Source organism: Bradyrhizobium sp. NC92, assembly GCF_025200865.1.
Lineage (GTDB): Bacteria > Pseudomonadota > Alphaproteobacteria > Rhizobiales > Xanthobacteraceae > Bradyrhizobium.
The window spans coordinates 4,803,094-4,829,128 of record NZ_CP104171.1 but is presented as its reverse complement, the minus strand read 5'-3'; the positions used below and the strand labels follow the sequence as shown (position 1 = coordinate 4,829,128).

At 65.2% G+C, this 26,035-nt stretch carries 29 protein-coding genes and 1 pseudogene; 15 read left to right on the top strand and 15 right to left on the bottom strand.

Annotation, left to right across the window (positions count from 1 at the left end; translation table 11 throughout):
• Nucleotides 1-94 precede the first annotated feature (94 nt).
• The 4 genes and pseudogenes from N2602_RS22620 to N2602_RS22605 form a co-directional block, all read right to left on the bottom strand.
• Nucleotides 95-556 carry a PEGA domain-containing protein gene (locus N2602_RS22620; protein ID WP_260379453.1) on the bottom strand — a complete coding sequence of 154 codons (462 nt, stop codon included), beginning with the start codon at nt 554-556 and terminating at the stop codon, nt 95-97.
• 116 nt (nt 557-672) lie between these two features.
• Nucleotides 673-2,093, bottom strand: a pseudogene (locus N2602_RS22615) (MFS transporter).
• A gap of 135 nt (nt 2,094-2,228) precedes the next feature.
• A complete protein-coding gene (locus N2602_RS22610; RefSeq protein ID WP_260379452.1) occupies nt 2,229-3,254 on the bottom strand; it encodes an aldo/keto reductase in 1,026 nt (341 codons plus the stop codon).
• Between the two features lie 123 nt (nt 3,255-3,377).
• Nucleotides 3,378-4,283 carry a LysR substrate-binding domain-containing protein gene (locus N2602_RS22605; protein ID WP_260379451.1) on the bottom strand — a complete coding sequence of 302 codons (906 nt, stop codon included), beginning with the start codon at nt 4,281-4,283 and terminating at the stop codon, nt 3,378-3,380.
• 229 nt (nt 4,284-4,512) lie between these two features.
• Here N2602_RS22605 and N2602_RS22600 point away from each other — a divergent pair, with 229 nt between their 5' ends.
• Nucleotides 4,513-5,835: an aspartate aminotransferase family protein gene (locus N2602_RS22600; RefSeq protein ID WP_260379450.1), complete on the top strand. Its 1,323-nt coding sequence runs from the start codon at nt 4,513-4,515 to the stop codon at nt 5,833-5,835.
• Between the two features lie 20 nt (nt 5,836-5,855).
• A complete protein-coding gene (locus tag N2602_RS22595) occupies nt 5,856-6,758 on the top strand; it encodes an amino acid ABC transporter substrate-binding protein (RefSeq protein WP_260379449.1) in 903 nt (300 codons plus the stop codon).
• Nucleotides 6,759-6,762: 4 nt separating this feature from the next.
• On the opposite strand, the gene N2602_RS22590 is transcribed toward N2602_RS22595, so the two are convergent.
• On the bottom strand, nt 6,763-7,719 hold the full coding sequence (locus tag N2602_RS22590) for a helix-turn-helix domain-containing protein (protein WP_172783357.1): 957 nt from the start codon (nt 7,717-7,719) through the stop codon (nt 6,763-6,765).
• Between the two features lie 191 nt (nt 7,720-7,910).
• Between N2602_RS22590 and N2602_RS22585 the strand changes: the two genes are divergently transcribed.
• Nucleotides 7,911-8,927 carry a carbon-nitrogen hydrolase family protein gene (locus N2602_RS22585; protein WP_260379448.1) on the top strand — a complete coding sequence of 339 codons (1,017 nt, stop codon included), beginning with the start codon at nt 7,911-7,913 and terminating at the stop codon, nt 8,925-8,927.
• A 21-nt stretch (nt 8,928-8,948) separates the two neighbouring features.
• Nucleotides 8,949-9,989 carry a phenylacetaldoxime dehydratase family protein gene (locus N2602_RS22580; RefSeq protein ID WP_260379447.1) on the top strand — a complete coding sequence of 347 codons (1,041 nt, stop codon included), beginning with the start codon at nt 8,949-8,951 and terminating at the stop codon, nt 9,987-9,989.
• Nucleotides 9,990-9,993: 4 nt separating this feature from the next.
• On the opposite strand, the gene N2602_RS22575 is transcribed toward N2602_RS22580, so the two are convergent.
• Nucleotides 9,994-10,632, bottom strand: a complete 639-nt coding sequence (locus N2602_RS22575; RefSeq protein ID WP_260379446.1) for an HAD family hydrolase — start codon at nt 10,630-10,632, stop codon at nt 9,994-9,996.
• Between the two features lie 88 nt (nt 10,633-10,720).
• Here N2602_RS22575 and N2602_RS22570 point away from each other — a divergent pair, with 88 nt between their 5' ends.
• From N2602_RS22570 to tsaA, 4 genes are all read left to right on the top strand, one after another.
• On the top strand, nt 10,721-11,674 hold the full coding sequence (locus tag N2602_RS22570; RefSeq protein WP_260379445.1) for a lytic transglycosylase domain-containing protein: 954 nt from the start codon (nt 10,721-10,723) through the stop codon (nt 11,672-11,674).
• Nucleotides 11,675-11,896: 222 nt separating this feature from the next.
• Nucleotides 11,897-12,637, top strand: a complete 741-nt coding sequence (locus tag N2602_RS22565; RefSeq protein WP_172783362.1) for an AzlC family ABC transporter permease — start codon at nt 11,897-11,899, stop codon at nt 12,635-12,637.
• Nucleotides 12,634-12,984: an AzlD domain-containing protein gene (locus N2602_RS22560; protein WP_172783363.1), complete on the top strand. Its 351-nt coding sequence runs from the start codon at nt 12,634-12,636 to the stop codon at nt 12,982-12,984. Before N2602_RS22565 ends, N2602_RS22560 begins: the two co-directional genes overlap by 4 nt.
• A 31-nt stretch (nt 12,985-13,015) precedes the next feature.
• Nucleotides 13,016-13,507 carry a tRNA (N6-threonylcarbamoyladenosine(37)-N6)-methyltransferase TrmO gene (tsaA, locus tag N2602_RS22555; protein WP_260379444.1) on the top strand — a complete coding sequence of 164 codons (492 nt, stop codon included), beginning with the start codon at nt 13,016-13,018 and terminating at the stop codon, nt 13,505-13,507.
• A gap of 110 nt (nt 13,508-13,617) precedes the next feature.
• Here the strand turns inward: tsaA and N2602_RS22550 are convergent, their stop codons facing one another.
• The 4 genes from N2602_RS22550 to N2602_RS22535 form a co-directional block, all read right to left on the bottom strand.
• Nucleotides 13,618-14,046: an HIT family protein gene (locus N2602_RS22550; RefSeq protein ID WP_260379443.1), complete on the bottom strand. Its 429-nt coding sequence runs from the start codon at nt 14,044-14,046 to the stop codon at nt 13,618-13,620.
• Between the two features lie 53 nt (nt 14,047-14,099).
• Nucleotides 14,100-15,341: a GNAT family N-acetyltransferase gene (locus tag N2602_RS22545; RefSeq protein ID WP_260379442.1), complete on the bottom strand. Its 1,242-nt coding sequence runs from the start codon at nt 15,339-15,341 to the stop codon at nt 14,100-14,102.
• Between the two features lie 200 nt (nt 15,342-15,541).
• Complete coding sequence (locus N2602_RS22540) at nt 15,542-16,288, bottom strand: glycerophosphodiester phosphodiesterase (protein ID WP_212255065.1); 747 nt, start codon at nt 16,286-16,288, stop codon at nt 15,542-15,544.
• A 6-nt stretch (nt 16,289-16,294) separates the two neighbouring features.
• Entirely contained in the window at nt 16,295-16,762 is a 468-nt protein-coding gene (locus N2602_RS22535; protein WP_014494672.1) for a RidA family protein, read from the bottom strand.
• 228 nt (nt 16,763-16,990) lie between these two features.
• On the opposite strand from N2602_RS22535, the gene N2602_RS22530 reads away from it, so the two are divergent.
• From N2602_RS22530 to N2602_RS22520, 3 genes are all read left to right on the top strand, one after another.
• Nucleotides 16,991-17,836 (top strand): cell envelope integrity EipB family protein, encoded by an 846-nt coding sequence (locus N2602_RS22530; protein WP_260379441.1) that lies wholly within the window; start codon nt 16,991-16,993, stop codon nt 17,834-17,836.
• A gap of 161 nt (nt 17,837-17,997) precedes the next feature.
• Nucleotides 17,998-18,399: a RidA family protein gene (locus N2602_RS22525; RefSeq protein ID WP_172783369.1), complete on the top strand. Its 402-nt coding sequence runs from the start codon at nt 17,998-18,000 to the stop codon at nt 18,397-18,399.
• Between the two features lie 57 nt (nt 18,400-18,456).
• Nucleotides 18,457-18,897, top strand: a complete 441-nt coding sequence (locus N2602_RS22520; RefSeq protein ID WP_172783370.1) for a MerR family transcriptional regulator — start codon at nt 18,457-18,459, stop codon at nt 18,895-18,897.
• Here N2602_RS22520 and N2602_RS22515 read toward each other — a convergent pair.
• A complete protein-coding gene (locus N2602_RS22515; protein ID WP_172783371.1) occupies nt 18,874-19,284 on the bottom strand; it encodes a nuclear transport factor 2 family protein in 411 nt (136 codons plus the stop codon). The genes N2602_RS22520 and N2602_RS22515 overlap by 24 nt on opposite strands.
• Before the next feature lie 68 nt (nt 19,285-19,352).
• Nucleotides 19,353-19,760, bottom strand: coding sequence for an ACT domain-containing protein (locus tag N2602_RS22510; protein ID WP_212255069.1), 408 nt, complete (start codon nt 19,758-19,760; stop codon nt 19,353-19,355).
• Nucleotides 19,761-19,959: 199 nt separating this feature from the next.
• Here N2602_RS22510 and N2602_RS22505 point away from each other — a divergent pair, with 199 nt between their 5' ends.
• On the top strand, nt 19,960-20,115 hold the full coding sequence (locus tag N2602_RS22505; RefSeq protein ID WP_008548553.1) for a hypothetical protein: 156 nt from the start codon (nt 19,960-19,962) through the stop codon (nt 20,113-20,115).
• Between the two features lie 16 nt (nt 20,116-20,131).
• Here the strand turns inward: N2602_RS22505 and N2602_RS22500 are convergent, their stop codons facing one another.
• Both N2602_RS22500 and N2602_RS22495 read right to left on the bottom strand, forming a co-directional pair.
• Nucleotides 20,132-21,436, bottom strand: a complete 1,305-nt coding sequence (locus N2602_RS22500; protein WP_260379440.1) for a DNA polymerase IV — start codon at nt 21,434-21,436, stop codon at nt 20,132-20,134.
• Nucleotides 21,433-21,744, bottom strand: coding sequence for a DUF3572 domain-containing protein (locus N2602_RS22495; protein WP_172783374.1), 312 nt, complete (start codon nt 21,742-21,744; stop codon nt 21,433-21,435). Before N2602_RS22495 ends, N2602_RS22500 begins: the two co-directional genes overlap by 4 nt.
• A gap of 241 nt (nt 21,745-21,985) precedes the next feature.
• Between N2602_RS22495 and N2602_RS22490 the strand changes: the two genes are divergently transcribed.
• Nucleotides 21,986-22,351 (top strand): response regulator, encoded by a 366-nt coding sequence (locus N2602_RS22490; RefSeq protein WP_008566616.1) that lies wholly within the window; start codon nt 21,986-21,988, stop codon nt 22,349-22,351.
• 14 nt (nt 22,352-22,365) lie between these two features.
• Nucleotides 22,366-23,739, top strand: coding sequence for a PleD family two-component system response regulator (locus tag N2602_RS22485; RefSeq protein ID WP_172783375.1), 1,374 nt, complete (start codon nt 22,366-22,368; stop codon nt 23,737-23,739).
• Nucleotides 23,740-24,054: 315 nt separating this feature from the next.
• Here the strand turns inward: N2602_RS22485 and N2602_RS22480 are convergent, their stop codons facing one another.
• Complete coding sequence (locus N2602_RS22480; RefSeq protein WP_311738502.1) at nt 24,055-24,651, bottom strand: TetR/AcrR family transcriptional regulator; 597 nt, start codon at nt 24,649-24,651, stop codon at nt 24,055-24,057.
• A 130-nt stretch (nt 24,652-24,781) separates the two neighbouring features.
• Here N2602_RS22480 and N2602_RS22475 point away from each other — a divergent pair, with 130 nt between their 5' ends.
• Entirely contained in the window at nt 24,782-26,020 is a 1,239-nt protein-coding gene (locus N2602_RS22475; RefSeq protein WP_260379438.1) for an MFS transporter, read from the top strand.
• Nucleotides 26,021-26,035 lie beyond the last annotated feature (15 nt).

Below are 26,035 nucleotides of genomic sequence, written 5' to 3'. Positions count from 1 at the left end.
ATGATCCGGAAAAGTGTGTAGCGGTTTTCCGAAAAGATCATGCTCGAACAATAACCTGAAGCACGATGACGATTGATCCCAATCGCATCGCTCTTTAGGTGCCGGTGTCGGGCGGAGGCGGCGCAGGTGCTCGCGGCTTCCGGGGCGCGGGCGGCCGTGCGCTGCGGGGAGGGGCCGCCGGCTGCATCGTCACGATGACCGGGTTCGGCTTGTGATCGGTCGCGGCTCCGGTCGCTGCGTCGACGCCCATGCCGATGACACCGCCCAGCAGGAGATTGCCGGCGAAACCCGCGGCGCCGCCCGTCTGGACGTCCCGGCTGAGCGGAACGATTTGCGGCTCATAGCCTTCCTTCTGGAAGGTGATCGAGATGTCGGCGTTCCGCTTGACGACCACCGAGCAAGGCGTCGTGCAGGTGGTCGGAACGTCCATTCCGCTGACGACGGCTTCCACGCCTGAAGGTGTTGATGAAATGCTGATATTCTCCGTCGTGCCGCGCGTGACCGACGCGCAGCCGCCCAGCATGACGCTGAGCGCCATAATTCCCAATGAACGCATGAAATGCCCCTTGTCCCACCGCCACTATGCGCAACCGGAGCGGGAGGGCAATAGGCTATTGCGCTGAATAGTTAAGCCACGCAAAGGTTGTGCACGACAATGCGCGAACCCGGGTGCTAATCCCCGCGCAGGCGCTGATCGTCCTGCACGCGGACCTGCTCGCCACCGCGCGCGCCGGCCGGGGAAAGCCGCAGCATGCTCAGCATCGCACCGCAGAGCGCAAAACCGACGCCCGCGAGCAGTGCCAGCCTGGTTCCGTCGAGTGGATAGCGGCCGAGCAACAGCGCCACCAGCGCCGCTCCGGTGGTCTGGCCGAGGAGGCGCGCCGTCCCCAGCATGCCGCTGGCGCCGCCGGCGCGCTCGCGCGGCGCGGCTGCGATCATGGTGCGGTTATTGGGGGTCTGGAACAGACCGAAGCCGGCGCCGGCGAGCGCCATCCGCCAGATCACGTCGAGCGGCGTTGGCGTCGCCGGCAGGAAGGCCAGCGCGGCAAGGCCGCAGGCAAACAGCGTGAGCCCAATACCGCCGAGCAGGCCGGCCGGATAATGCTCGACCAGGCGGCCTGCGAGGGGGCTGCAAACGCCAGCGCGATCGGCCATGGCGTGATCAACAGGCCCATATGGACGGCCGAATAGCCGAAGCGGCTCTGGAGATAGAAGGGGATCGCGACGAAGGCCAGCATCTGCCCGCAGAACGATGCGATCGAGGTCGCAATCGACAGCGCGAACACGGGGATGCGCAGCAGGTCGATCGGCAAGAGCGGCGAGGTCATGTGAGTCTCGCGATAGATCAGCAGCGCACCGGCAACGATCGCGACGGCGAACTGCACGAGGCAGGTGATCGCGGCCTCGCCATGACCGACACTGTCCACCGCAGCGATGCCGACGCCGAAGGTGATCGCCGACAGACCCGCACTTTGCCAGTCGAACGAGCGGCTCGCGGGCTTGGTGTGCGGCAGGCTGCGCAGGCCCAGCACCAGCGTCACCGCGCCGAGCGGCACGTTGATCGCGAACAGCCAGGGCCAGCTTCCGACCGCGAGGATGCCGGCGGCGAGCGTCGGGCCGATCGCGGCCGAGAAGGCGACGACGAGAGCGTTGAGGCCGATGCCACGGCCGAGCAGGCTGCGCGGATAGGTGAAACGTACCAGCGCCGCGTTGACGCTCATGATGCCGGCCGCGCCAAAGCCCTGGAGGATGCGCGCGATCGTCAGCTGCGGCAGCGTGTGGGCCAGCGCGCAGAACGCGGAGGCCACCGTGAACAGCGCCAGCCCGACCAGATAGACGCGGCGATAGTCGACGATCTCGCCGAGCGAAGCCAACGGCAGCAGCGAGATCGTGATCGCGAGCTGGTAGCCGTTGACGATCCAGATCGAGAAGGCCGGGCTCGCATCGAGGTCGGCTGCGATCGTCGGCAGCGCCACATTGGCGATGGCGCTGTCGACCACCGCCATGACGATGCCGAGCGCAATGGTCAGCACCGCCTGGTTGCGTTGCGGCTGCGGCAGGCCGTCGGCATGCTCGATGGTGACTGTCGACATCGTGAGCGGCGTATCGTTGGCGAATCGGACTCGGCCACGGGCCGAGTATTGCGCCAACAGGGCAGGGCCGCGATAGTTCCGGAACCGCACTGTCAGCGCGCCGTCGCCTTACCAAGCGTGCTTGACGCGGCTGTCCTACACCGCCGGCGGATTGCGGTCGCTGAAGGTCACGCGCTGGTGCCAATAGGGGTAGGGCAGCGTCACCGTGCTCGCGGCGTCGAGCTTTGCGACCTGGTCCTTGGTCAAGGACCAGCCGACCGCGCCGAGATTCTCGCGCAGCTGGGTCTCGTTGCGTGCACCGATGATCAGCGTCGAGACCGTCGGACGCTGCAGCAGCCAGTTCAGCGCGATCTGCGAGACGCTCTTGCCGGTCTCCTTCGCGATCTCGTCGATCGCATCGACGACGCGGTAGACATGCTCGTCCGACACGGGCGGTCCGAACTCGGCCGTCTTGGGCAGGCGGCTGACTTCCGGTTTCGGCTGACCGCGGCGGATCTTTCCGGTGAGGCGCCCCCATCCGAGTGGCGACCAGACCACGGCGCCCAGCCCCTGGTCGAGGCCGAGCGGCATCAACTCCCATTCGTAGTCGCGCCCGATCAGTGAATAGTAGGTCTGGTTGGCGACGTAACGCGGAAAGCCGTGTGTGTCGGCGACGCCGAGCGACTTCATCAGGTGCCAACCCGAGAAATTCGAGACGCCGACATAGCGGATCTTGCCCGCGCGAACGAGCACGTCGAGAGTCGATAGCACCTCTTCGGGCGGAGTGAAGGCGTCGAACCCGTGGAGCTGGAACAGGTCGATATAATCGGTGCCGAGCCGGCTCAGCGAACCGTCGATCGCCGCAAGCAGATTCTGGCGCGATGAGCCGATGTCGTTCGGGCCGTCGCCGAAGCGGAACGTCGCCTTGGTCGAGATCAGGACCTTGTCGCGGCGCCCCTTGATGGCTTGCCCGAGCACCCGCTCGGATTCGCCGAGCGAATAGACATTCGCGGTGTCGAACATCGACACGCCGGCGTCGAGGCAGATGTCCAGAAGACGCCGCGCTTCAGTCGCATCCGTCGTGCCCCACGCCGCAAGGCGGCCGACGCCGCCGAACGTGCCCGTTCCCAGGCTCAAAGCAGGCACCATGAGGCCGGACCGGCCCAAGCGTCGGTATTCCATCGATCTGCTCCTCGGCTGGCCGCTCGTTGATCGGTGCGGCCTTGGTGCCGAGTTTAGCGCAAGCGGGTGCCTTGTCCTATCACGCGCTCACATGGCGGCTCTGCTTGGGTAGTCCGCATTTTGCTAGGCCACGCTCGTGGTCTGCAAGTTTGCAGCCGAGATCTTCGCGCGCAACCAAGCCTCGAACGCGCTGACATGGCTACGTCCTTTCGCCTCAGCCGAGCGCACCAGATAGTAGGAGACCGTCTCCACTTCGAATTCGGGTTGGCGGAACGGTACGACGAGCGTGCCCTTGTCCAGCTCCTCGGCGGCGAGGATTTCGCTCTCCAGCACGACGCCAAGACCCTCGACGGCTGCATCGATCGCCATGGTGGAGCGGTCGAACCACAATTCGTGACGCGCCTTGATGCTCGCGCCCGTGACCTTGCGCAGATAATCGGTCCAGGTCAGCGCGTTCGAGGAATGGATCAGCGTGCCGCGGGCGAGATCGCCGGGCTCGCGCAGGTCGAGCTGCTCGATCAGCCGCGGGCTGCAGAGCGGGCGCAGGCGCTCGGCGAGGAGCGGCTCAATCTGCCTGTCGTTCACGACCGGTGGGCGCCCATAGGCGATCGCGAGGTCGAAGCGGATGGTTTCGAGATCGCGCAGATCGGCGATGGTCGACAGCCTGATCCCGATCTCCGGATGCTGGCCGATGAAATTGCCGATCCGCGGTTGTAGCCATTTGGCGGCAAAGCTCGGTCCGCTGGCGATGAACAAATGATCGCGCTGCGATTGCGGCGCCACCAGCCGCGTCGCACCCATGATCGTGCCGAACGCGCGCTCGATCTCGCCGGCATAGAGGCGGCCGGCATTGGTGAGCACAGCACGGCCGGCGTGCCGCGAGAACACGCGCACGCCGAGAAAATCCTCGAGGTTCTGGATGTGATGGCTGATCGCGGAAGGCGTGACCCCGAGCTCCTCGGCAGCGCGGCTGAAGCTGCCGTGGCGGGAAGCGGCTTCGAACGCCGACAGCGCCTTCAGCGGCGGCATGCGCGGCCGCCCCGTTGAGCTTGCTTCATCGGCTGCTGAGTTTTTTGAACTGGCGCCCATCATGTCTGCCCGGTTACGAATTTCTCCGTTGCACTGGCAAGTTTCGTACCGCGAACGCCCAGACGCAACAGCTTCGTGCCCACAACCTGACCCGAGACCCGGTGAGCGGACTCCGCATCGCCGCGCCGTGCCCCGCGCGCGGCAGATGCCGCTTGCTTAAGGAGACGCCATGACTTCAGCGCTGAAACAAGCCGCCGACGAATTTCTGGTGCGGTACGGCGGAGACGTGTTCCCGAACCTTTTCACGACCGCGAAGGGGACAATCGTCACCGACAGCGACGGGCGCGACTATCTCGATTTCACCTCGGGGCAGATGTGCGCGACGATCGGCCACAACCACCCTGCCATTGTCGCGGCGGTGGAGCGGGCCGGGAAGAAGGCGTTCCATCTCTTCAGCGGGATGATCCCCGAAGTCGTGGCCGAGCTCGCCCAGGTGCTGGCGACGGATTGGCTGCCCGGCGATCTCAAGCGCTCGATCTTCATCAACACCGGCTCGGAGGCGACCGAAGTCGCGCTCCGAATGGCCAAGATGTACACCGGCGGCTATGAGGTGCTTGTCCTCGGTGGCTCCTGGCACGGCATCACCGGGGGCGCCGCCTCGGTCTCGATGGCGAGCGACCGCAAGGGCTATGGCGTGCCGCCGCCCGGCGTGTTCGTCATCCCCGAGCCGAATGCCTATCGTCCCTACATCGACAAGGGGAGTGAGGAAGCATCCGCGCTCGCCAATCTCGAGCTGGCGCTGAAAATGTTCGACATGCAGTCGAGCGGGCGGGGCGCGGCGATCATCGCCGAGCCCGTGATCAGCGCCGGCGGCGTGCTTGTGCCGCCGAAGGCCTTCATGGAGGCGCTGCGCAAGGCCGCCGACGAGCGCGGTATGCTGCTGATCTTCGACGAGGCCCAGACGGCGTTCGGGCGCGTCGGCAAGAAGACGGGATCGGAATATTTCGGCGTCGTCCCCGACATCATGACCATGTCGAAGACGCTCGGTGGGGGCCTTCCGCTCGCGGCGGTCTCGACCACCGAAGCGATCGAGAGCAAGCTGCACGAGGATCACTTCACCTATTACACCAGCCACGTCTCCGATCCGCTGCTGGCCGAGGTCGGGCTCGCGGTGCTGCGTGTGATCGCGGAGGAGACGCTGGTCGAGCGCGCCAATGTCATGGGCGCGTACCTGCGCGGCCGGTTCGAGGGACTTCAGCAGAAATACGAGCAGATCGGCGACATCAGGGGCATGGGGCTTCTGCTCGGCGTCGAGCTGGTCACCGACCGCAACAGTCGGCGCGCGGCCCACCAGCTCGGCGGCCTGACGACGAAGAAGTGCTTTGAACATGGGCTGAGCATGAACATTCGCCGTCGCCCCGAGCGCGGATCGGTGTGGCGCATCGCGCCGCCGCTGACCGTCTCGACCGAGGAGATCGACCGCGCCGTCGAGATCCTGGATCGGTCTTTGAGGGAAAGCCTCGACGAATTGTCGCGAAATCCCGCCGCTTGATCGACAGTCCGGAGGTCGACATGATCCGCAGACACGCGCCGACGCTTGCCATTGCCGCACTTTCGCTTGCGCTGTTGGACGTTCCAACAGCGCAAGCGGCCAGCCCGACCCTCGACAAGATCAGAGAGGTCGGCAAGATCACCCTCGGCTATCGGGAGGCTTCGATCCCGTTCGCCTATCTTGGATCGGATCAGAAGCCGACCGGACTTTCGCTCGATCTCTGCTCCGCGGTGGCCGACAAGATCAGGATCGTGCTGCGCCGGCCGGAGCTGGGGATCGACTACGTCCCGGTGAATGCGTCCAATCGCATTCCGCTGCTCCAGAACGGCACCATCGACGTCGAGTGCGGCAGCACGACCAACACCGCGAAACGTCAGAAGCAGGTTTCGTTCTCCGTCGCCACCTATGTGGCGTCGCCGCGCTGGCTCGTGTCCGTCGCCTCAGGGGTGACGGAGCCGAAGGGGCTCGATGGGCGGACGGTCGTCATCACACAGGGCTCGCTGAATTTTGCGGTCGCAAAGCAGGTCCTCGACGAGCAGAAGCTGAACGTGACGATCGTCCAGGCCAAGGACCATGCCGAGTCGTTGCTGATGCTGGGAACGGGCCGCGCCGCCGCCTGGTTCGAGGACGACATTCTGATCGCCGGGCTCGTCGCGAACGCGACCGATCCGACGGCCTTCCGGATGCTGGGCGCGACCTATGCGCCGTCCTATTACGGATTGATGACCCGTCGGGAAGATCCTGAGTTTAAGGCCCTGGTCGACACCGTGATCAAGGAGAACATGGCCTCCGGCGCGTTCGACAAGCTCTATGCCAAATGGTTCGAGGCGCCGATTCCGCCGAAGGGACAGAACCTCCGGCTTCCGATGAGTGCGGCGATGAAGGCCCGTGTCGCCTCTCCGAGCGATGCGCTCGCGCCCTAGGGGCTCAATGCCGCAACTGGCTGTGCCGGAAGTCGCGGGGCGACGCGCCAAAATGCTCGCGAAAGACGCGGCCGAAATGCGAGAGGTCGTTGAAGCCCCAGGCGAAGGCGATCTCGCTGATGTGGCGATGGGCGAGCAGTGGCGAGGCGAGATCCCGCCGGCATCGGGCGAGGCGCTCGGCGAGGACATGGCGCTGGAAGGAGGTGTCCTCGTCCGCGAGAAGATCGTTGACATAGCGCGGCGAGATGCCGAGCGCGGCCGCGGTTTCAGCGAGCGAGAGATCGGGATCGGCGAGGTGCGCGCGGATGTGCGCCTTCAATCGGTAGAGCAGGGCCGAGCGGTGGGTCGAGGACGGCAGCGATGACTTGCCGAGCCGCTCGCTCAAGGCCATCGCAAGCAGATCAACTGCCTGCTCCGACAGCGCTGTGGCGGTATCCGGAGCCAAACCATCCGCATTCTGGCAGAGCCGGACAATGAAATCATAGGCGAGCCGCTCGAGCGGTGCGGCGGCGCCAAATGACATTGCAGTCAGCGTCTCGGTGCCGCCGAGCCGCCGCTGCAGCATCTCGCGCGGTACCTTGAAAATGGTCTGCGTGAAACTGTCGTCGAACTTCAGCTCGTACGGGCGCGTGGTGTCGTAGAGCGCAAACTCGCCGGGGTGGATCACGGTCTCGCGGCCGTCCTGCACGACGCCACCGTTGCCGCGATTTCCGAGGGCTACGAGAACGAAATCCTGGTGTGAACGCGCGATGCGCGACGGCGTGCGGAATACGTGCTGGCGGTCCGAGCAGACTTCGGAGCAGACGGCTTTGCCGAGCGAAGCCTGGGTGACCGATCCGCGAAAGGCGCTGCCGAGGTCCGACTTGCAGTCGAGCCCGACGAAGACGTCGCAGACGATGTCCTGCCAGAGAGCGAGCCGACGATAGGCGGGACTGCCGTCCGTCGTGAACTGGATTGGCATCTGAACAGCCTCCCTTTCACATCCTGCAAAATCGCCCTGGGGAGCCAGTCTGACCGGAGGCAAATCCCGTACCGGTCGGTAGCGCGTCCAGTCGAGTTTTTGTTCCGCCGCGGTCGAGCGGCCGGCTGCCCGGCTTGGCCAAATAGACTGCATCGGACGTGGCTTGGGATCAACCGGCAATGGAGGCAGGAATGGGCATCGAGCATCCGAAATACAAGGTTGCGGTCGTTCAGGCGGCGCCGGCCTGGCTCGACCTCGACGCCTCGATCGACAAGTCGATCGCGCTGATCGGGGAGGCCGCGGAAAAGGCCGCCAAGCTGATCGCCTTTCCGGAAGCTTTCATCCCCGGTTACCCCTGGCACATCTGGCTGGACTCGCCTGCCTGGGCGATCGGGCGGGGCTTCGTACAGCGCTATTTCGACAATTCGCTATCCTATGACAGCCCGCAGGCCGAGCGCCTGCGCGAGGCCGTGCGCAAGGCAAAGCTCACCGCCGTGGTCGGCCTGTCCGAGCGCGACGGCGGCAGCCTTTACCTCGCGCAATGGTTGATTGGCCCCGATGGCGAGACCATCGCAAAGCGCCGCAAGCTGCGGCCGACCCATGCCGAGCGCACGGTCTATGGCGAGGGCGACGGTAGCGATCTCGCCGTGCATGCGCGGCCCGACATCGGCCGGCTCGGCGCGCTGTGCTGTTGGGAGCATCTTCAGCCGCTGTCGAAATACGCGATGTACGCCCAGAACGAGCAGGTCCATGTCGCGGCCTGGCCGAGCTTCTCGCTCTATGATCCCTTCGCGCCGGCGCTTGGCGCCGAGGTCAACAACGCGGCGTCGCGCGTCTATGCCGTGGAAGGCTCCTGCTTCGTGCTCGCGCCTTGCGCCATCGTTTCGCAAGCCATGATCGATGAGCTCTGCGACCGGCCCGACAAGAATGCGCTGCTACATGTGGGCGGCGGGTTCGCCGCGATCTACGGCCCCGACGGCAGCCAGATCGGGGAGAAGCTGGCGCCCGATCAGGAGGGCCTGCTGATCGCAGAGATCGATCTCGGCGCCATTGGCGTTGCCAAGAATGCCGCCGATCCCGCCGGACATTATTCGCGGCCTGACGTCACACGGCTGCTGCTCAACAAGAAGCGGTACCAGCGGGTCGAGCAGTTCGCGCTGCCGGTCGATGCTGTCGAGCCCATGGACATTGCGGCGGCGGCCAGCTGATCGCTACGAGGGGAGGGCTTCATGGAATCCGCAATCCCTGCGCATCTCGAAACTCCACGCACGCGCCACAAGCGCGTGCCCGACGATTATCAGCCGCCATATCCATCCTTCGTCGCACGCTACAAGCCTGCGGTCAGCCGCGTCGTGATGGCTTATTTCGGTGTCCAGTATGGCGGTGCGGCACCGGCGGCAGCAATGGACGCGTTGAAGGAAATCGCAGGACTGTTCGCAGTGGATGGCGGTCCGTCGCATTGGGACCGGGCGCGTTATGTCGATCAGTGCGCCTGCGAAAATGTTGTCACGGTCGCTTATTGGGACGATCTCGCACGCTTCAATGCCTGGTTCGCTCGGGCGCGCGAGATGTGGACCGGCCGAAAGCGCGAAGGCGTCGGTACCTTCATCGAGGTGCTGCGCCCCAGTGTCGCCCGTCACGAGACGCTGTTCTCATCACCCGATCGGCCCGAAGGTATCGCCGTCGCCGCGGAAGGCATGAGCGGCGAGGTGCAGGAGCACGCTTACTGGGGCGGCATGCGCGATCGTCTCCCGCTGTCACAGACGGATGCGATGGCGCCTGGTGGCGCGCCTGAGCTGATCCACGACGGCGCGCGGCTGCGCGTCGTGGCTCATGACAATCTCTGTCTGATCCGCTCCGGGCAGGACTGGAGCGATACCGCAGCGTCCGAGCGCAAGCTCTATCTCGACGACGTCGAACCGGTGCTGCGCGAGGGCATGGACTTTCTGCGCGATGATGGCCTTACCATCGGCTGCTACGCCAACCGGTACATGCAGGTGCTTGCGGCCGACGGCAGCGTCAGCGAGAAGTCCTACGGCCAGAGCTGGTGGAAGAGCCTCGCCGCGCTCGAACGCTGGGCGGAGTCGCATCCGACCCACGTCAAGATCTTCGGCGCGGCTATGAAATATCTCTCGACGCTCGGGCCGTCAGCCAAGCTGCGGCTCTATCACGAGGTGACGGTGGCAGCCGCCGACGAGCAGTTCTTCGAATATCTGAACTGTCATCCAAAGACAGGCATGCTGGCAGCGGTGGAGACCGTCGGAGCCTGACCGACTAGGTCATGCAATGGCCGAGCAACTCGGGATGCGCCGCGCAGATGTGGTGCGCGCCGGCATCGCGTAGCTCGGATTCGCTGCCATAGCCGTAGAGCACGCCGATGGCGGTCATGCCGTTGGTGCGGGCGCCGACCACGTCGTGGCTGCGGTCGCCGATCATGATCGCGCTGCTCGCATCGACCTTGGCTTCGTCGAGCGCATAGCGGAGCAGGTCGCGCTTGTCGACGCGCGTGCCGTCGAGCTCGGAGCCGAACACGCGTTCGAAATACGGGTTCAGGCCGAAATGATCGACGATCCGGGTGGCGTAGACGGCGGGCTTGCTGGTCGCCACGAACATGCGCTGACGTGTCGCTGCGAGCGATGACAACGTATCCGCAATCCCGCTGTAAGCCTCGTTCTCGAACAGGCCGATATCGCTGAAGCGCTCGCGATAGAGCAGCAGTGCGCGGTCGGCGAGCTCATCGGCTCCGGTGAGCTTTCGAAGACTTGCAAGCAGCGGTGGGCCGATGCACCAGGTCAGCTCGTCCTCGCTCGGCACCGGAACGCCGAGTCGTTCCAGCGCATATTGGATCGAGCGGGTGATCCCGGGCTTCGGGTTTGTCAGCGTGCCGTCGAGATCAAAAAAGATTGTCACCATCAGGCTCGACCCGTGTTGATAATGCCGTCCGTTGCTAGTTGGCTCTGGTTCCAAGTCAAGGTCCGATTTGTCCGATGGCGTCAATACCATGCGAATAGCTCGGGTCATCGCTGTCTTGTGCCAGGCCCTCCTGCTGTCGCCGGCGCTCGCGGAGGAGGCGCCGCCCCCCGATGCGCCTGCGAAGGCCGAGGAACCTGCGACGCCGGCGGAGAAGGCGAAAGAGGCCCGCGAGAGCGACACGCGGGAGTCGATCTGCCTGATCGTGGAGGCCGCTGCGCGCGACAATAACCTGCCGCTGGAATTCTTCGCGCGGGTGATCTGGCAGGAGAGCCGCTTCCAGGCCGATGCGGTCGGGCCCATGACGCGCAGCGGCGAACATGCGCGAGGGATCGCGCAGTTCATGCCGGGCACCGCCAGCGAGCGCGGGCTGCTCGATCCCTTCAATCCGGTGCAGGCCCTGCCGAAGTCGGCCGAATTCCTCAAAGAGCTGCGCAACCAGTTTGGCAATCTCGGCCTTGCCGCGGCCGCCTACAATGCCGGCCCCCGGCGCGTGCAGGAATGGCTCGCCGGCACCGGGCCGATGCCGGAGCAGACCCGCAACTACGTCTATGCGATCACCGGCACCAGCGTCGATGCCTGGGCCAAGGCGGGGAGCACCGGCAAGGGGCCGCCGAGCTCGCCGCCGACGAGCTGCCGTGACCTGATGGCGTTGCTCAAGCGTGCTCCCAACCCGTTCGTCGCCGAGCTCGAGCAGCATGTCGAGCTTGCCGCGGCAAAGATCTGGGGCGTCCAGCTCGCGGCCGGCTTCGACCGCAACAAGGCGCTGGCGATGTATTCCCGAGCCGTCACGAAACTGAGCACCGTGATCGGCGAGCGTGATCCGAGCCTGCTAAGCTCGGTGATGCGCAGCCGCGGCACACGCGCGTTCTACCAGGTCCGCGTCGGCGCGGACACGCGCGCCGAGGCCGATGATCTGTGCAACCGCATCCGCAAGGCGGGCGGCGCCTGCTTCGTGCTGAAGAACAGGGGTGTGGCGGGGTAGGATCAGCTGTCATTCCGAGGCGCGACGAAGTCGCGAACCCGGAATCCATCGTGCAGCGATTTCTGTGGCCTGATGGATTCCGGGTTCGCGCCAAGTGGCGCGCCCCGGAATGACGACGGTGGGTCTGGGCCTCGCGCATGCCAGCCCCGCCGCGCCCTTCCTTGACGCGCGCCGCTGTCTCGCCCGTTATGCAGCCACGATTCCTCACCAGCCAAAGCTCCCGTGGCGCTTCCTCCGCTCGATTCACCACAATGGCAAAGTCCCTGGCGCGCCTTCGCTTGGGGACTGCGCTCGATCACGCAGACGATCCTCACCATCGTGCTGTTCGTGACCTATCTCGGCATCGGTGCGCTCGCCCACGACACCCATTTCAGCCTGCTCTGGGCGCTGTGCTCGACGCTGTTCGTCTGGGCAGGCCCGGCGCAGATCATCCTGATCACCACGCTCGGCTCGGGCGCCACCATCATCCAGTCGGCGATCGCGGTGACCGTCAGCGCCATCCGCCTGTTTCCGATGGTGGTCTCGGTACTGCCGCTGATGCGCACACCGAAGACCAAGCGGCGCGAGCTGATTTTCGCCGCGCATCTTACCGCAGTGACGCTGTGGGTAGAATGCCACCGCTTCCTGCCGCAGGTGCCGCGCGAACGGCGGATCGCCTTCGTCCACGGGCTCGGCTGCGGGCTCGTCTCGGTGTGCCTCGTCGCCAACACAGTCGGCTATTTCCTCGCCGCCAACCTGACGCAGACCCTTGGCGCGGCGATCCTGCTGCTGACGCCGCTGTCGTTCCTGTTCTCGACGGCACGCAACAGCCGCGAGGTTGCCGACGTCGTCGCGCTCGTGCTGGGCATCGTGCTCTATCCGCTGGCGGCGAAGATGAACTCCGGTCTCGATATCCTCGTCAGCGGCGTGGTCGCCGGGACGATCGCTTATGGCGTGCATTGGTGGCGGGAGGTGCGCGCATGAGCTTTGCGCAAGCGATCGGCGACTGGCACGCGCTGGCGGTGCTGTTCATTGCCGGGGTCGTTCCCAACCAGATCTGGCGCATGCTGGGCCTGTGGTTCGGCGGCGGCATCGACGAGGGCTCAGAGCTGCTGGTCTGGGTGAGGGCGGTCGCCACCGCGATCCTGGCCGGCGTCATCGCCCAGATCGTGGTCCAGCCACCGGGCGCGCTGGCCAGCGTGCCCGATGTGCTGCGCTATGGCGCGGTCGGCGCCGGGCTCGTCGCCTTCCTGCTGACCCGCCGTTCGATCTTCGCGGGCGTGGTCACGGGCGAAGTCTTCATGCTGGCTGGCAAGTGGTGGTTGGGCTAAAACCGCCGGCGAACAGCCAGGGAACAGGAAAATGGTTCGCGAACAGGAGCTCCGCGAGGGCGAGGTCGCCATCGAGCTGCCGCCGACGCAAGATGCCGGTCTCGTCTTCATCGGTCGTATCCGCACGCCCTGGTCATCCCGGCTGGAGACGCCGCGGCAGGGACGTCAGGACGGCCCGATCTGCCGCCTCGAGATCTTCGAGCCCTTCGTGCCGGCGATCAAAGGAGTCGACTTCTACAGCAATCTCGAAGTGCTCTACTGGCTCGACCGGTCGCGCCGCGACATCATCCTGCAGAGCCCGAAGAACAACGAGAAGACCCGCGGCACCTTCTCGCTGCGCTCGCCGGTGCGGCCCAACCCGATCGGCACATCGATCGTGAAGCTGGTCGGCATCGAGGGCAATGCCATCCTGGTGCGCGGCCTCGACTGCATCGACAACACGCCGCTGATCGACATCAAGCCCGACCGCTGCGAGTTCACGCCGCTGGCCGCGCCGCAGCAGGGCGATTTCGAGACCGAGTGAGGGGCGCTCCGCCGTCATTGCGAGGAGCTCTTGCGACGAAGCAATCCAGACTGTTTCTGCGGAGGCAGTCTGGATTGCTTCGCTTCGCTCGCAATGACGAGTGGAGAGACCTAGCCCGCCTTCAACGCCGCCATCAGCTTCGCCGCGTGCTCTTGCAGCACCTTGTCGTCCTCCTTGCGGCTCGCCGGCGGCAGCATGGCGACGCCGTCATGGCGCGGCATCACGTGCATGTGCAGGTGAAACACCACCTGTCCGCCGGCAGGCTCGTTGAATTGCTGCACGGTGATGCCATCGGCGTCAAACGCCTTCATTGCGGCGGCTGCGATCTTGTGCGCGCCGCGCGCGACATGCGCGTAGTCGTCGGGCTTGATATCGAGGATGTTGCGGGCAGGGACCTTCGGGATCACCAGCGTGTGACCGGGCACGCGCGGCATGATGTCGAGGAAGGCGAAGACGTGCTCGTCCTCGTACACTTTGTAGCAGGGCAGCTCGCCGCGCAGGATTTTTGCGAAGATGTTGTTGCTGTCGTAGGCGGTCATGGCGGCGGCTCCTCGAACGATTTGCGCTTACTGTCACCAGCAATTGCGAGGCGTCAAGGCGCCTCGTCAGCCCCTTTGCGGAACGGGCCGAGCTCGGCGAGCTCTCGTCCCGCTTCCGCAACATAGGCGCGCTCGCGCTTGAGGTAATCGTCGATGGCGCGGCGCAGGCCGGGATCGGCGATAAAGTGAGCGGAATGGGTGGTGCGCGGCAGGTAGCCGCGCGCGATCTTGTGCTCGCCCTGCGCGCCGGCCTCGACGTGCTTGAGGCCGCGTTTGATCGCGAAATCGATCGCCTGGTAGTAGCAGACCTCGAAATGCAGGAAGGGGTGATGCTCGACCGCGCCCCAGTTGCGGCCGAACAGCGTGTCCGAGCCGATGAAGTTGATCGCGCCCGCAATCCAGCGATTGTTGCGGCGGGCCATCACCAGCAGCACGTCCTCGCTCATGGTCTCGCCGATCAGCGAGAAGAACTCGCGCGTCAGATACGGCCGCCCCCATTTGCGCGAGCCGGTCTCCATGTAGAATGTGAAGAAGGCGTCCCACGCATCCTCGGTGATGTCCTTGCCGGTGAGCCAATGGATCGTGATTCCGGACGCCAGCGCATCGCGCCGCTCGCGCTTGATCGATTTGCGGTGGCGTGAGTTCAGCGTCGCCAGGAAGTCGTCGAAGCTCGCAAAGCCCTCATTGTGCCAGTGGAACTGCTGGTCGGTGCGCTGGAGAAAGCCGTGCTCGGCGAGCAGCTTCCATTCTGACTCCCGCGCGAAGGTGACGTGGACGGAGGAGGCCTTGCTGACGCCGCACAGCGCTATCAGGCCACTCGCCAGCGCCTCGGTGATGCGCTCGCGATCGACGCCGTCGCGCACCAGCAGCCGCGGTCCGGTCGCCGGCGTGAAGGGAATCGAGACCTGGAGCTTCGGGTAATACCGCCCGCCGGCGCGCTCATAGGCATCCGCCCAGCCGCGGTCGAACACGTATTCGCCCTGGCTGTGCGATTTCAGATAGCAGGGCACGATTCCGGCAACGCGGCCATCGAGCTTGGCGACCAGGTGCCGCGGCGCCCAGCCGGTGCGGATCGTGGCCGAACCCGATTTCTCGGCTGCTGAGAGAAAGGCGTGGGAGACGAACGGGTTATAGGCAGGTCTTGAGAGGCCGAGGGAATCGCCTGGAAGGACGGATGAGGTTCCCGGGCCAGCCCCATTGCACAATCCGCCGGGATTGGCGCAGGCGTCCCAATCCTCCGGTGACACGTCGCCAATCGAAGGTACGGCCTCGAGCGTGATTTCCGATGATGCCATCGTGCCCAAGATCGTGCATTGCAGCAGCGACTTCAAGGGGTGGGGAAGGCTCGCCCTCGTGCCCCGGACGAAGCGCAGCGCTTCTTCAGCGATGCGCTGCAGAGTCGGGGCCCAAGTTGCACCGGATTCCTGGAGAGATGGGTCCCGGCTCTGCGCAGCAACGCTGATGCGTTGCTGCTTGTCCGGGACACGGGCAAGCCCTACGGCACGAACCCCTCGAAGATCATCTGGTCCGCATAGCGCCCGACCCGCGTCCGCTGCTCCGCCGTGCGGACGGTCCAGCCGAGCAGGGCGCAGCCGAACAGGTTGCGGGCGATCCAGGGGGCGGGGGCCGGGAGGTGGTCGACCTTGAAGGCAACGAAATGCGGCTGGGTCTGGAAGCCATGGCGCAGGTACAGCATGCTGTCGCGCTGCTCTTGGGTGAGCTTGGCCCAGTACTCGTCCTCATAGCTCCGCTGCGCGACGATGCCGCGGGGGCGAGAGGGGAGCAATTCACGTAGCGCCAGAACCTGGTCGGGATCGAAGGACATGCCGACGGCGGGGCCATCATAGGACGCCAGCACCTCGGCCATCCGCTTCACCAGCTTGCGGTCGCCGCCGAAATGGCTCTTCACCTCGATCACCAGGGGCACACGTCCGGCGACCATGGCGCAGAGGTCTGCGAGCGACATCATCCGCTCATCGGTGTCCTTGAACCTGACGGCCTTGAGCTCGGCCGCGGTCTTTGCGACCACATCGCCGGTGGCCTCGGTGAGTCGGCCCAGGGCATGGTCGTGATGGACCATGGCCTCGCCGTCGGCCGAGAGCTGGATATCGACCTCGATCGCGAAATTGCCGGCAATTGCAGCCTGCACCGCGCCCGGCATGTTCTCGACGATGCCGCGCGAAATGTCGTGCAGGCCGCGATGGGCGACCGGCCGGGCTGTCAGCCAATCCGGAGCGCGCATTTGGCGTCAGGCGACCTCGAACACGCCTTCGACCTCGACCGCCGCATCCGCGGGCAGCGAGGCGACACCGACGGTGGTACGGGCGTGGCGGCCCTTGTCGCCGAAGGCGGCGACCATCAGGTCGGAGGCGCCGTTCAGCACCTTGGGCCCGTCTAGGAAATCCGGGGCCGAGTTGATGAAGCCGCCGAGCCGCACCACGCGTACGACCTTGTCGAGATCGCCGAGCGCCGCCTTGACCTGGGCCAGCAGGTTGACCGCGCAGCCGCGCGCGGCTGCGGCGCCGTCCTCGATCGAGACGCCGGCGCCCAGCTTGCCCTTGGCAATCAGCTTGCCGGCGGGGTCGAAGCAGACCTGGCCGGAGACGAACAGGAGGTTGCCAGTGCGCACGAAGGGCACGTAATTGGCGACGGGGGTGGGGGCCTCGTGCAGCTTGATACCCTGCTCCGCCAGTTTCTGCTCGACCGTGCCCGCCATGTCCGACCTCGTTGTCCAAAAATCCTTCGCTCCGGCGCGACTGCCGGCCGGGCGCGCCCTGTTTCGCCCATCGTGCCGCCACATGCAAGCAACCGGAGGGGCTGCATTTTGTTGAGGCAGGCCAGCAGGTTCAACGTGAGGGGCAAACTTTTAGTGAAACGGCCTCAGTTGCGGCGCAATGGAACGGTCATTAAAATGTCGAATCTGCGCTTTCCTCAGGGAACAGACATGGTGCACCTTTTCCGGACTTCGCTCGGTGTGATGGCGCTCGCCGCGGCCAGTGTCGGCCTTGGCGGCGGGGCTCAAGCCGCCAACGGTCCGTTTCTCGCGCATCAGGCGCTCTATGACCTCAGCCTGGTCAAATCGCGCAGCAATTCGGTGAACAGCGCCCGCGGCCGGATCCTCTACAATTTCACGGGGAACGCCTGCGAGGGCTATACCTCGGAATTCCGCCAGGTCTCCGAGCTCGACAGCGGCGAGGGCAAGGTCACGCTCAGCGACCTCCGCTCCAATTCGTGGGAGGACGCCTCCGGCAAGAGCTACCGTTTCAAGATCGAGACGCGCATGAACCAGACGGATGCCGGCCGGGTCGACGGCTCAGCCGAGCGCGACGGCGACCACATCAACGTCAAGCTGAAGCTGCCGGCGCCGAAGACGTTCACGCTCGACGGCAAGATCGTGTTCCCGACCGAGCAGATCCAGCGCATCATCGCCGCCGCCAAGGACGGCAAGTCGCTGCTGGAGCTCTCGGTCTATGACGGCTCCGATGACGGTCAGAAGGTCTACAACACGCTGACCGTGATCGGCCAGCCGGTCGCCCCCGACCGTGCCACCTCGACCGATCCGTCGACGTCGGACGAGCACATGAAGTCGCTGAAGCGCTGGCCGGTCACCGTCAGCTATTTCGACCGCGACGCCCAGCAGAAGGAAGGCGAGCAGACCCCGGTCTACGCGATGGCGTTCGAGCTCTACGAAAACGGCGTCTCGCGCCAGCTCGTGCTCGACTACAACGATTTCGTCATCTCCGGCGCCATGGGCAAGTTCGACGTCAAGGACAGCAAGCCCTGCAATTGAGGGCTTCTCCGTCATTGCGAGCGTAGCGAAGCAATCCAGAATCCCTCCGCGGAAGCAGTCTGGATTGCTTCGTCGCAAGAGCTCCTCGCAATGACGGGGCTAGCTCTCGTCATACTCCCCAGCTACGCTCCTTCCCAACCACAAACTCGGGGAGCCAGCCCATGCCCAAGCTCGACCATCTCCGCCCCAGCGGCCTGCATCACAATCCGGCTTATTCTCACGTCGTCACCGCCTCGGGCGCTCGGACCATCTACATCTCCGGGCAGGTCTCCACCGACGAGGAGGGGCGGATCGTCGGCGAGGGCGATATCGCCGCGCAGACCACGCAGGTGATGCAGAATCTTGGGCACGCGCTGAAGGCGGCCGGTGCGAGCTATTCCAACATCGTGAAAATCACGACCTTCGTCGTGAACTACAAGCCGGAGCTGCGCCCCATCATCGGCAAGGCCCGCTCGGCTTTCTTCGAAGGCATGGAGCCGCCGGCCTCGACGCTGGTCGGTGTCACCGCACTCGCCGCGCCGGAATGGCTGATCGAGATCGAGGCGGTGGCGGTCGCGGACTGAGGAGACCTCGCAGGGTAGATTGAGCCTTGCGAGGCGGTTTCGAAGAAAGGAAAGGCCATGTCGCGAGGGCTTCGCATCGGAGAGGTAGCCGGCCGAACGGGCCGCAGCATTCACACCATCCGTTGGTATGAGGCTCAGGGCCTGATCCCCGGCGTCGTCAGGGACCGCGGCGGCCGGCGCGTCTACAGCGATTTTCACGTCGGTTGGCTAGATCTGATGGAACGCCTGCGCGGCACCGGCATGTCGGTCAAGCAGATGCGCGAATATGCGGCGCTTGCGAAACGAGGCGAAGCAGCGCTGACCGAGCGTCACGCGCTGCTCGCAGCGCACCAGCAGCGGGTGCAGGACAATATCCACCGCTGGTCGCAGGCTTTGGCACTCATCGAAGCCAAGGTCGAATTCTATGAGGAGTGGATCGCCAGCGGGGAGAGACCCGCCGTGTCGCCGCATGGACGCCTCAAGGCCGCGCCGGCCTCATTGGTTGCCGGGCGGCCTTAGCACCCGCTCGACCAATGCGGTGTCCATGTATTCGGTCAACTCGCGCAGTTTCCCGTCCGCCATGCGAATGACGAAGCAGTAGGTGTTGGCGTAGAGCTCACCGGCAAGCGTCGTTGCATTGCCCCGGCACTCGGCGACGACGTAATCGCCTTCGGCGATGATGCGGGATAGCGTGAGGCTGTTGGGAGCAGTGAATTGTCCGCTGAGAGGCTTCATCAGCCGTTCCAGCACGTCGGCCTTGCCGACATAGTCGCCGGACCAGGCCGTCGAGCCGGTGATGCGCCAGACGAAATCATCGGCCATCGCGGCGATGAACGGGCCGGGGTCGCGACGTGCGCGCGCATCCATGATGTCCTGAATGAGCGCCTTGTTGTCGATCACTGTCATAGGCTGTCTCCTTGAATCGAGGCCAGCCATCTCTCTACAGGCTAGAGCATGCTCTAGATCAAGCGCAATCAGCCCTGTTGCGGCTTGAACCTGTCAAGCAGGAGAGCCATCGCCTCATCGGCCTGGTCGACAGGCACAAAGAGATGATCGTGGTGAAAAGCCGACACGGCATTCACGCTAATGCCGGCTTGGGCCAGACGTGCCGTGATGGCTGCCAGAAAGCCCACCGCATCGAGGGCGGAATGAACCGTCAAGGTGATGAGGCGCGAGGGACATTCATGGCGTAGCCCGGCACGTTCGGCCTCCTCCTGCAGCACCACCAGCGTGGTCCCTTCGCGTTCGCGGAACGTCAGGATGGGGCTGATGGTAGCCGGAATGCTCGCGCTCGGCGCAAGCGTGCAAAACGCGAAAATGCCGTCCATGATCTCCGGCTTCATGTTACTCAGCAGCGCGTCGAGATCGCGTTCGCCTGTCACCGTGCCAGTCCCCGAACCGGTAAGATCGGTTGAGCCCCTGCGAAGCTATCGGCGCCAGCGGCTGTTGGAGCCATCGTCAACATACCTTTGTATATCTCCTCCAATCCTTCTCATGCGCTGACCTTACACTGGTACAATTGAGCGACGGCGGGAGATTCTTACAATTTGAGTCCACTCGGGTCACTGCGAAGAGGCTCAAATGAACGTCGTCATTCGAAAGCTCAACGGCTTGTGGCACCTCATCGTCGGGTCTTGTCAGATCCGAACGCCGTTCCTGGAAACTCAGGACCGGCAGTTGGTCGTTCAGTATGCCAGGCGTGCCTATCCGGGTGCACGAATCTTCGAACGCGACTGAGTTGAGCAGGAATAGATCACTCCTGCGCCTTCTCCGGGCCCTCATAGGCGATGCCGCGGATCACCGCGGCGCTGCCGAACTTCTTGCGCAGGCTGTCCACCGCGCGTTCGGCGTGGGCGGCGCGGCGGTCGAGCATGTCGGTGTCGTCGATCGCCGAGCCCTCGCGCAGCGCGCTGACGCCGGCGCCCATCAGGCGAAAGGCGGTGCCGTCGATTTCCTTGGCCAGCATCTCCCGGCAGATCGAGAAGATCTTCGCCGCGAGCTGCGTCGGGGCGGCGATCGACTGCGAGCGCGTGCGCTGGCGGAAATCGGCGGTCTTCAGCTTCAGCGTCACGGTCGAGCCAGCGAGCTCGCTGCTCTTCAGGCGCGTCGACGTCTTTTCGCAGAGCCGCCACAGGATTCTTTCCAGCGTCGCGAAATCGCGGATGTCGGTCTCGAACGTGGTCTCGCTGGAAATCGTCTTGGCGCCGCGGTCGGGCTCGACGCGGCGGTCGTCGATGCCGCGCGCGAGCCGCCACAGCCGGCGGCCGTCGCTCGGAAACTGCCGCATCATCTCGATCTCGTCGGCTTTCTGCAGGTCGGCGATGATGCGAAAGCCGCGCTGCACCAGGCGCTCCTGCGTGGCGGGGCCGACGCCGAAGATGAAGCCGACCGGCTTTTCCGCCAGCATCGCGCACGCTTCCTCCTGGTCGAGCGCGGCAAAGCCTCTGGGCTTGTCGAGGTCGGAGGCGATCTTGGCCAGGAACTTGTTGCAGGACAGGCCGACCGAGACAGTGATGCCGATGTCGCGCTCGACGTCACGGGCAAAGCGCGCCAGCACCTTGGCCGGGATCATGCCGTGCACACGCTCGGTGCCGGAGAGATCGAGGAAGGCCTCGTCAATCGAGAGCGGCTCGATCAGCGGCGTCAGCGCCTGCATGGCCTGGCGGACCTCGCGGCCGACCCGGACATATTTCGCCATGTCGGGGCGAATCACGGTCGCATGCGGGCAGGCCTCCAAAGCCTTGAACATCGGCATCGCCGAGCGAACACCATAGGTGCGCGCGATGTAACAGGCGGCCGACACCACGCCGCGCTTGCCGCCGCCGATGATGACGGGCTTGTCGGCGATCTCAGGGTTGTCCCGCTTCTCGACCGTTGCGTAGAAGGCGTCGCAGTCGATATGGGCGATGGTCAGGCTGGCGAGCGCGCGGTGGCGAACGAGGCGAGGGGAACCGCAGGCCGAGCAGCGCCGCACGCCCAAGTTCTGTACGCCCATGTCGAGGCCGGCCAGACAATCCCGGCAGAAGCAGCGGGGCCCGGCCGCCTCAGGGGTGGTCACGGCACGTCGCGCTCCCAGGAGGGGTCGCCGAGCGCATCGCCGAGGACCTGCCGCGCTGCGGCAACGTTGGTTGGATGCAGTTCCGCGGCCTCGGCAAAGGCCTTCACCGTGGCATCGTCCCGCATCACGAAATCGAGCACGCTGAGGAGGAAATTCGGGTCCGCGGCGGCATTGCGCAGGGTCTCCGGACCGACCCCCGTCTCGGCCAGGAACAGGCCCAGCCGCTCAGGCTCGCCCGCGACGAAGGACAGGGCCTGAATCGCAACGATTTCAGCGACTTCGCGGGGGTTGTGAACAGGCTTTTTCACGGGGACGGTTTGCCTTTCCGTTAACTTTCGGTCTCTAATTTGGAATCATCATGCCCGAGTCTCGTCCTCAAGTCTTCCGGCCCCGACAAGCAACTGGAAACCACATCGCAGAAAGTGGGCCGTCGGGTTTAACGAAACTCAAGCGAATCTGCGGCTAGTTTGAATCCAGTTTTCGAAACGCCGGGAAGCGGCGTCTGAGGCGTCACATGGACCGGTCCTTCGGACCAATCAGGAGGGCGGGATGGCTAAGACCGTCCTGATCGTGGAAGACAACGAGCTCAACATGAAGCTCTTCCGCGACCTGTTGGAGGCGCACGGATACCAGACCTCCGGCACCAGCAACGGCTACGAGGCGCTCGACCTCGTGCGCAAGATGCGGCCCGACCTCGTGCTGATGGACATCCAGCTGCCGCAGGTCTCCGGCCTCGAGGTGACGCGCTGGATCAAGGACGATCCGGAACTGCGTGCCATTCCCGTCGTCGCGGTCACGGCGTTCGCGATGAAGGGCGACGAAGAGCGCATCCGCGAGGGCGGCTGCGAAGCCTATTTGTCCAAGCCGATCTCGGTCGGCAAATTCATTGAGACGGTCCGGCGTTTTATCGGATAGGAAGTGAGTTCACAGTGTCCGCGCGTATCCTGGTCGTCGATGACGTCCCTGCCAACGTCAAGCTGCTCGAAGCCCGCCTGTCCGCCGAATATTTCGACGTGATGACCGCCGCGAACGGCGCCGAGGCGCTCGCGATCTCAAGGCGTGCCGAATGCGACATCATCCTGCTCGACGTGATGATGCCCGACATGGACGGCTTCGAGGTCTGCCGCCGCCTCAAGACCGATCCGGCCACGCACCACATTCCTGTCGTGATGGTCACCGCGCTCGACAGCCCCGCCGACCGCAATCGTGGGCTCGAGGCCGGCGCCGATGACTTCCTGACAAAACCCGTCTCCGATGTCGTGCTGATCGCGCGGGTGCGCTCGCTGACGCGGCTGAAGATGATGACCGACGAGCTGCGCATGCGCGCCATCACCTCGCTCGAGATCGGCATGCAGGCGCCCGAGCGCAGTGCGATCGCCGACACCGGCAAGGGTGGCCGCATCCTCCTGGTCGACGACCGCCAGTCCTCCTACGAGCGGCTGGCGACGATCCTCGCCGCCGAGCACACCATCGACGTCGAGCCGAACCCGACCGAGGCGCTGTTCCACGCCGCCGAAGGCAATTACGACCTGCTGATCGTCTCGCTCGACCTCAACAATTTCGACGGCCTGCGCCTGTGCAGCCAGGCGCGCTCGCTGGAGCGCACGCGCCATGTGCCGATCCTGGCGATCGCCGACCCCGAGAACTCGACGCGGCTGCTGCGCGGCCTCGAGATCGGCGTCAACGACTACCTGCTGCGTCCCATCGACAAGACCGAGCTCTTGGCGCGCGCCCGCACCCAGATCCGCCGCCGCCGCTACACCGACCATTTGCGCGACAACGTGCAGAACTCGATCGAGATGGCGATCACCGACGCGCTCACCGGCCTGCACAATCGCCGCTACATGGAGAGCCATCTGGCGACGCTCGCCGAGCAGGCCGCGACCCGCGGCAAGCCGCTGGCGCTGATGATCCTGGACATCGACTACTTCAAGTCGATCAACGACAATTACGGCCACGATGCCGGCGACGACGTGCTGCGCGAGTTCGCGGTGCGCGTGCGCAAATCGATCCGCGGCATTGATCTCGCCTGCCGCTACGGCGGCGAGGAATTCGTCATCGTGATGCCCGAGACCGATCTCCACGTCGCCGGCATGGTCGCCGAGCGCCTGCGCCGCTCGATCGCGGGCGAGCCGTTCGCGATTCACAAGGGGGCGAAGCGCATCGAGGTCACGATCTCGATCGGCCTCACCACGCTGGAGCACAAGGGCGAGGCGGTTGCCGACGTCCTCAAGCGCGCCGACACCGCGCTCTACCGCGCCAAGCACGACGGCCGCAATCGCGTGGTGTCGCAGGCGGCGTGAGGGCCGCCCGCACAAAGTTGCGAAAACAACCCCATGCACAGTAGCCGGCGGTAGTCGGATCAATGGGTATGCGGGGTGGCGAGATGGCTCGCGCCGGCAGCGGCGTCGTTTGACCCGTCGGGCAAAACAGTAGCATATTGGTAGGGTGGCGGCGGTCCTCGAAACTCCGCTGTCATTCCCCGCCTTGTGCGCAATCGCGCACTGGAGCGGGGAATCCAGTACGCCGCGGGCCTCTCGGTTCAATCACAACCGGCTCTGGAATACTGGATCACCCGCCTTCGCGGGTGATGACACCTGACGATACGACGACAGCGGCTATTTCGCGCGCTTGCGTCTCTTCTCCTCATCACCCCCCACATCCACGCCCGCATTCCGTAGCAGCACCGTCGCCGCTTCCTTCGCGGCCCTTGCCATCGCCGGATCGTCACGCACCAAGTCCTGCGCGATCGAGCCGTCGACCAGCAGCACGAACTGCGTTGCGAGCGCCTCAGCGTCGGCAACGCCGAGCTCGGTCAGGCGGTCGCGAAACCAGAGGCGGCGGCTTTCCTTGAAGGCGATCGCGATCTTCTTCACGGCGCGGTCGGCGGGGCCGATCTCGGCGACCGCGTTGACGAACGGGCAGCCGCGAAAGTCCTTGGCCGCAAAGCGCCGCTCCAGCGAATCGAAGGTGGCGAGGATCTGCTCGGCGGGCGGCTTGTCGGAAGGGCGTGCGTGGACGAAGCGGCGCTCGAGATAGGCCGCGATCAGCGCGTCCTTGGACGGGAAGTGGTTGTAGAGCGTGCGCTTACTGATGCCGACCTCGGCCGCGATGGTGTCGACGCCGATGGCGCGAATGCCTTGCAGATAGAACAGCTTGTCGGCGGTCTGAAGGATCCGCTCTTTCATCGTCTGTGGGGCAGGCGGGGGAGCCATGCGGAGCTAAGCATCCTGTTCGCTTGACAGCAGCAGATATCTATAGCCTAAGTACACAGGTCTGTGTACCAAAAAACATCGGCAAAAGCAGACGACGGCACCCGTGCCGCGCCCAAAAGGGAGAAGAAGAATGCCCCTGCTGCAGGTCCTGCGCCCGACCTTGCCGATCCTGATCGGCGCCTCGATCATGCTGACGTTGAGCATGGGGCTACGGCAGTCGCTCGGCATCTTCATGCAGCCGCTGACGCACGACATCCATATTTCGATCTCGGATTTCACGCTGGCGCTGGCCGTGCAAAACCTCGCCTGGGGCTTCCTGCAGCCGCCCGCCGGCGCTCTCACCGTGCGCTACGGCTTCCGCCCGATCATGATCGTGGGCGCGCTGATGTACATCGTCGGCCTCGCGCTGATGGCGACGGCGAACGGGCTTCTCAGCATCATGATCGGCGCCGGCGTGCTGATCGGCACCTCGCTCGCCTGCACCGCGGCGGCGATCGCGATGTCGGTGGCGGCGCGCGCGGTGCCCGAAACGGTGCGCTCGACGGTGCTCGGCATCGTCTCCGGCGCGGGCTCGCTCGGTGCGCTGTTGTCGGCGCCGATCGGCCAGATGCTCAACGAGGGCTTTGGCTGGCGCATCGGGCTTGCCGGCTTCGTCATCATGTCGGTGCTGATGATCCCGGCGGCCTGGTATGCCGGGCGCGTCGACAAGATCCCGCTGCCCAAGCCGGCCGCCGACGACATCGACGATGCCACGGCCGCGACGGCTGCGAGGACCGCGTTCGGCAATGCGTCCTTCGTGGTAATGACCTGCGCCTATCTCGTCTGCGGCATGCAGCTCGTGTTCCTCACCACGCACCTGCCGTCGTACCTTGCAATCTGCGGCCTCGATCCGATGCTGAGCGCGCAGACGCTCGGCATGATCGGCGGCTTCAACGTGCTGGGCTCGCTGTTCTTCGGCTGGGCCGGCCAGCGCTGGAACAAGCTGGCGCTCTTGGGCGGGATCTACATCCTGCGCTCGCTGGCGCTCGCCTGGTACTTCATGCTGCCGGCAACATCGTTCTCCACGCTGCTGTTCGGCGCGATCATGGGCTTCCTGTGGATGGGCGTCGGCCCGCTGGTCGCAGGCGCGGTCGCCGAGATGTTCGGCCTACGCTGGCAGGCGATGATCCAGGGCCTCGCCTTCATGAGCCACCAGATCGGCAGCTTCCTCGGCGCCTACGGAGGAGGGCTGCTCTACGACGCACTCGGCTCCTACACCATGGCCTGGCGCATCGGCGTCGCGCTCGGCCTTGCCGGCGGCATCGTGCAGGTCGCATTCGCGCTGATCCGCCCATCGCAGCCGCCAGCGCCGGTGTTGCGGACGGCCTAGCAGGGGCAACTGGTC

Bases quoted from the DNA above. Each gene is read 5' to 3' on its own strand.
- N2602_RS22620 (WP_260379453.1), bottom strand. From the start codon at position 556: ATGCGTTCATTGGGAATTATGGCGCTCAGCGTCATGCTGGGCGGCTGC.
- N2602_RS22610 (WP_260379452.1), bottom strand. From the start codon at position 3,254: ATGGAATACCGACGCTTGGGCCGGTCCGGCCTCATGGTGCCTGCTTTG.
- N2602_RS22605 (WP_260379451.1), bottom strand. From the start codon at position 4,283: ATGCCGCCGCTGAAGGCGCTGTCGGCGTTCGAAGCCGCTTCCCGCCAC.
- N2602_RS22600 (WP_260379450.1), top strand. From the start codon at position 4,513: ATGACTTCAGCGCTGAAACAAGCCGCCGACGAATTTCTGGTGCGGTAC.
- N2602_RS22595 (WP_260379449.1), top strand. From the start codon at position 5,856: ATGATCCGCAGACACGCGCCGACGCTTGCCATTGCCGCACTTTCGCTT.
- N2602_RS22590 (WP_172783357.1), bottom strand. From the start codon at position 7,719: ATGCCAATCCAGTTCACGACGGACGGCAGTCCCGCCTATCGTCGGCTC.
- N2602_RS22585 (WP_260379448.1), top strand. From the start codon at position 7,911: ATGGGCATCGAGCATCCGAAATACAAGGTTGCGGTCGTTCAGGCGGCG.
- N2602_RS22580 (WP_260379447.1), top strand. From the start codon at position 8,949: ATGGAATCCGCAATCCCTGCGCATCTCGAAACTCCACGCACGCGCCAC.
- N2602_RS22575 (WP_260379446.1), bottom strand. From the start codon at position 10,632: ATGGTGACAATCTTTTTTGATCTCGACGGCACGCTGACAAACCCGAAG.
- N2602_RS22570 (WP_260379445.1), top strand. From the start codon at position 10,721: ATGCGAATAGCTCGGGTCATCGCTGTCTTGTGCCAGGCCCTCCTGCTG.
- N2602_RS22560 (WP_172783363.1), top strand. From the start codon at position 12,634: ATGAGCTTTGCGCAAGCGATCGGCGACTGGCACGCGCTGGCGGTGCTG.
- tsaA (WP_260379444.1), top strand. From the start codon at position 13,016: ATGGTTCGCGAACAGGAGCTCCGCGAGGGCGAGGTCGCCATCGAGCTG.
- N2602_RS22550 (WP_260379443.1), bottom strand. From the start codon at position 14,046: ATGACCGCCTACGACAGCAACAACATCTTCGCAAAAATCCTGCGCGGC.
- N2602_RS22545 (WP_260379442.1), bottom strand. From the start codon at position 15,341: ATGGCATCATCGGAAATCACGCTCGAGGCCGTACCTTCGATTGGCGAC.
- N2602_RS22540 (WP_212255065.1), bottom strand. From the start codon at position 16,288: ATGCGCGCTCCGGATTGGCTGACAGCCCGGCCGGTCGCCCATCGCGGC.
- N2602_RS22535 (WP_014494672.1), bottom strand. From the start codon at position 16,762: ATGGCGGGCACGGTCGAGCAGAAACTGGCGGAGCAGGGTATCAAGCTG.
- N2602_RS22530 (WP_260379441.1), top strand. From the start codon at position 16,991: ATGGTGCACCTTTTCCGGACTTCGCTCGGTGTGATGGCGCTCGCCGCG.
- N2602_RS22525 (WP_172783369.1), top strand. From the start codon at position 17,998: ATGCCCAAGCTCGACCATCTCCGCCCCAGCGGCCTGCATCACAATCCG.
- N2602_RS22520 (WP_172783370.1), top strand. From the start codon at position 18,457: ATGTCGCGAGGGCTTCGCATCGGAGAGGTAGCCGGCCGAACGGGCCGC.
- N2602_RS22515 (WP_172783371.1), bottom strand. From the start codon at position 19,284: ATGACAGTGATCGACAACAAGGCGCTCATTCAGGACATCATGGATGCG.
- N2602_RS22505 (WP_008548553.1), top strand. From the start codon at position 19,960: ATGAACGTCGTCATTCGAAAGCTCAACGGCTTGTGGCACCTCATCGTC.
- N2602_RS22490 (WP_008566616.1), top strand. From the start codon at position 21,986: ATGGCTAAGACCGTCCTGATCGTGGAAGACAACGAGCTCAACATGAAG.
- N2602_RS22480 (WP_311738502.1), bottom strand. From the start codon at position 24,651: ATGGCTCCCCCGCCTGCCCCACAGACGATGAAAGAGCGGATCCTTCAG.
- N2602_RS22475 (WP_260379438.1), top strand. From the start codon at position 24,782: ATGCCCCTGCTGCAGGTCCTGCGCCCGACCTTGCCGATCCTGATCGGC.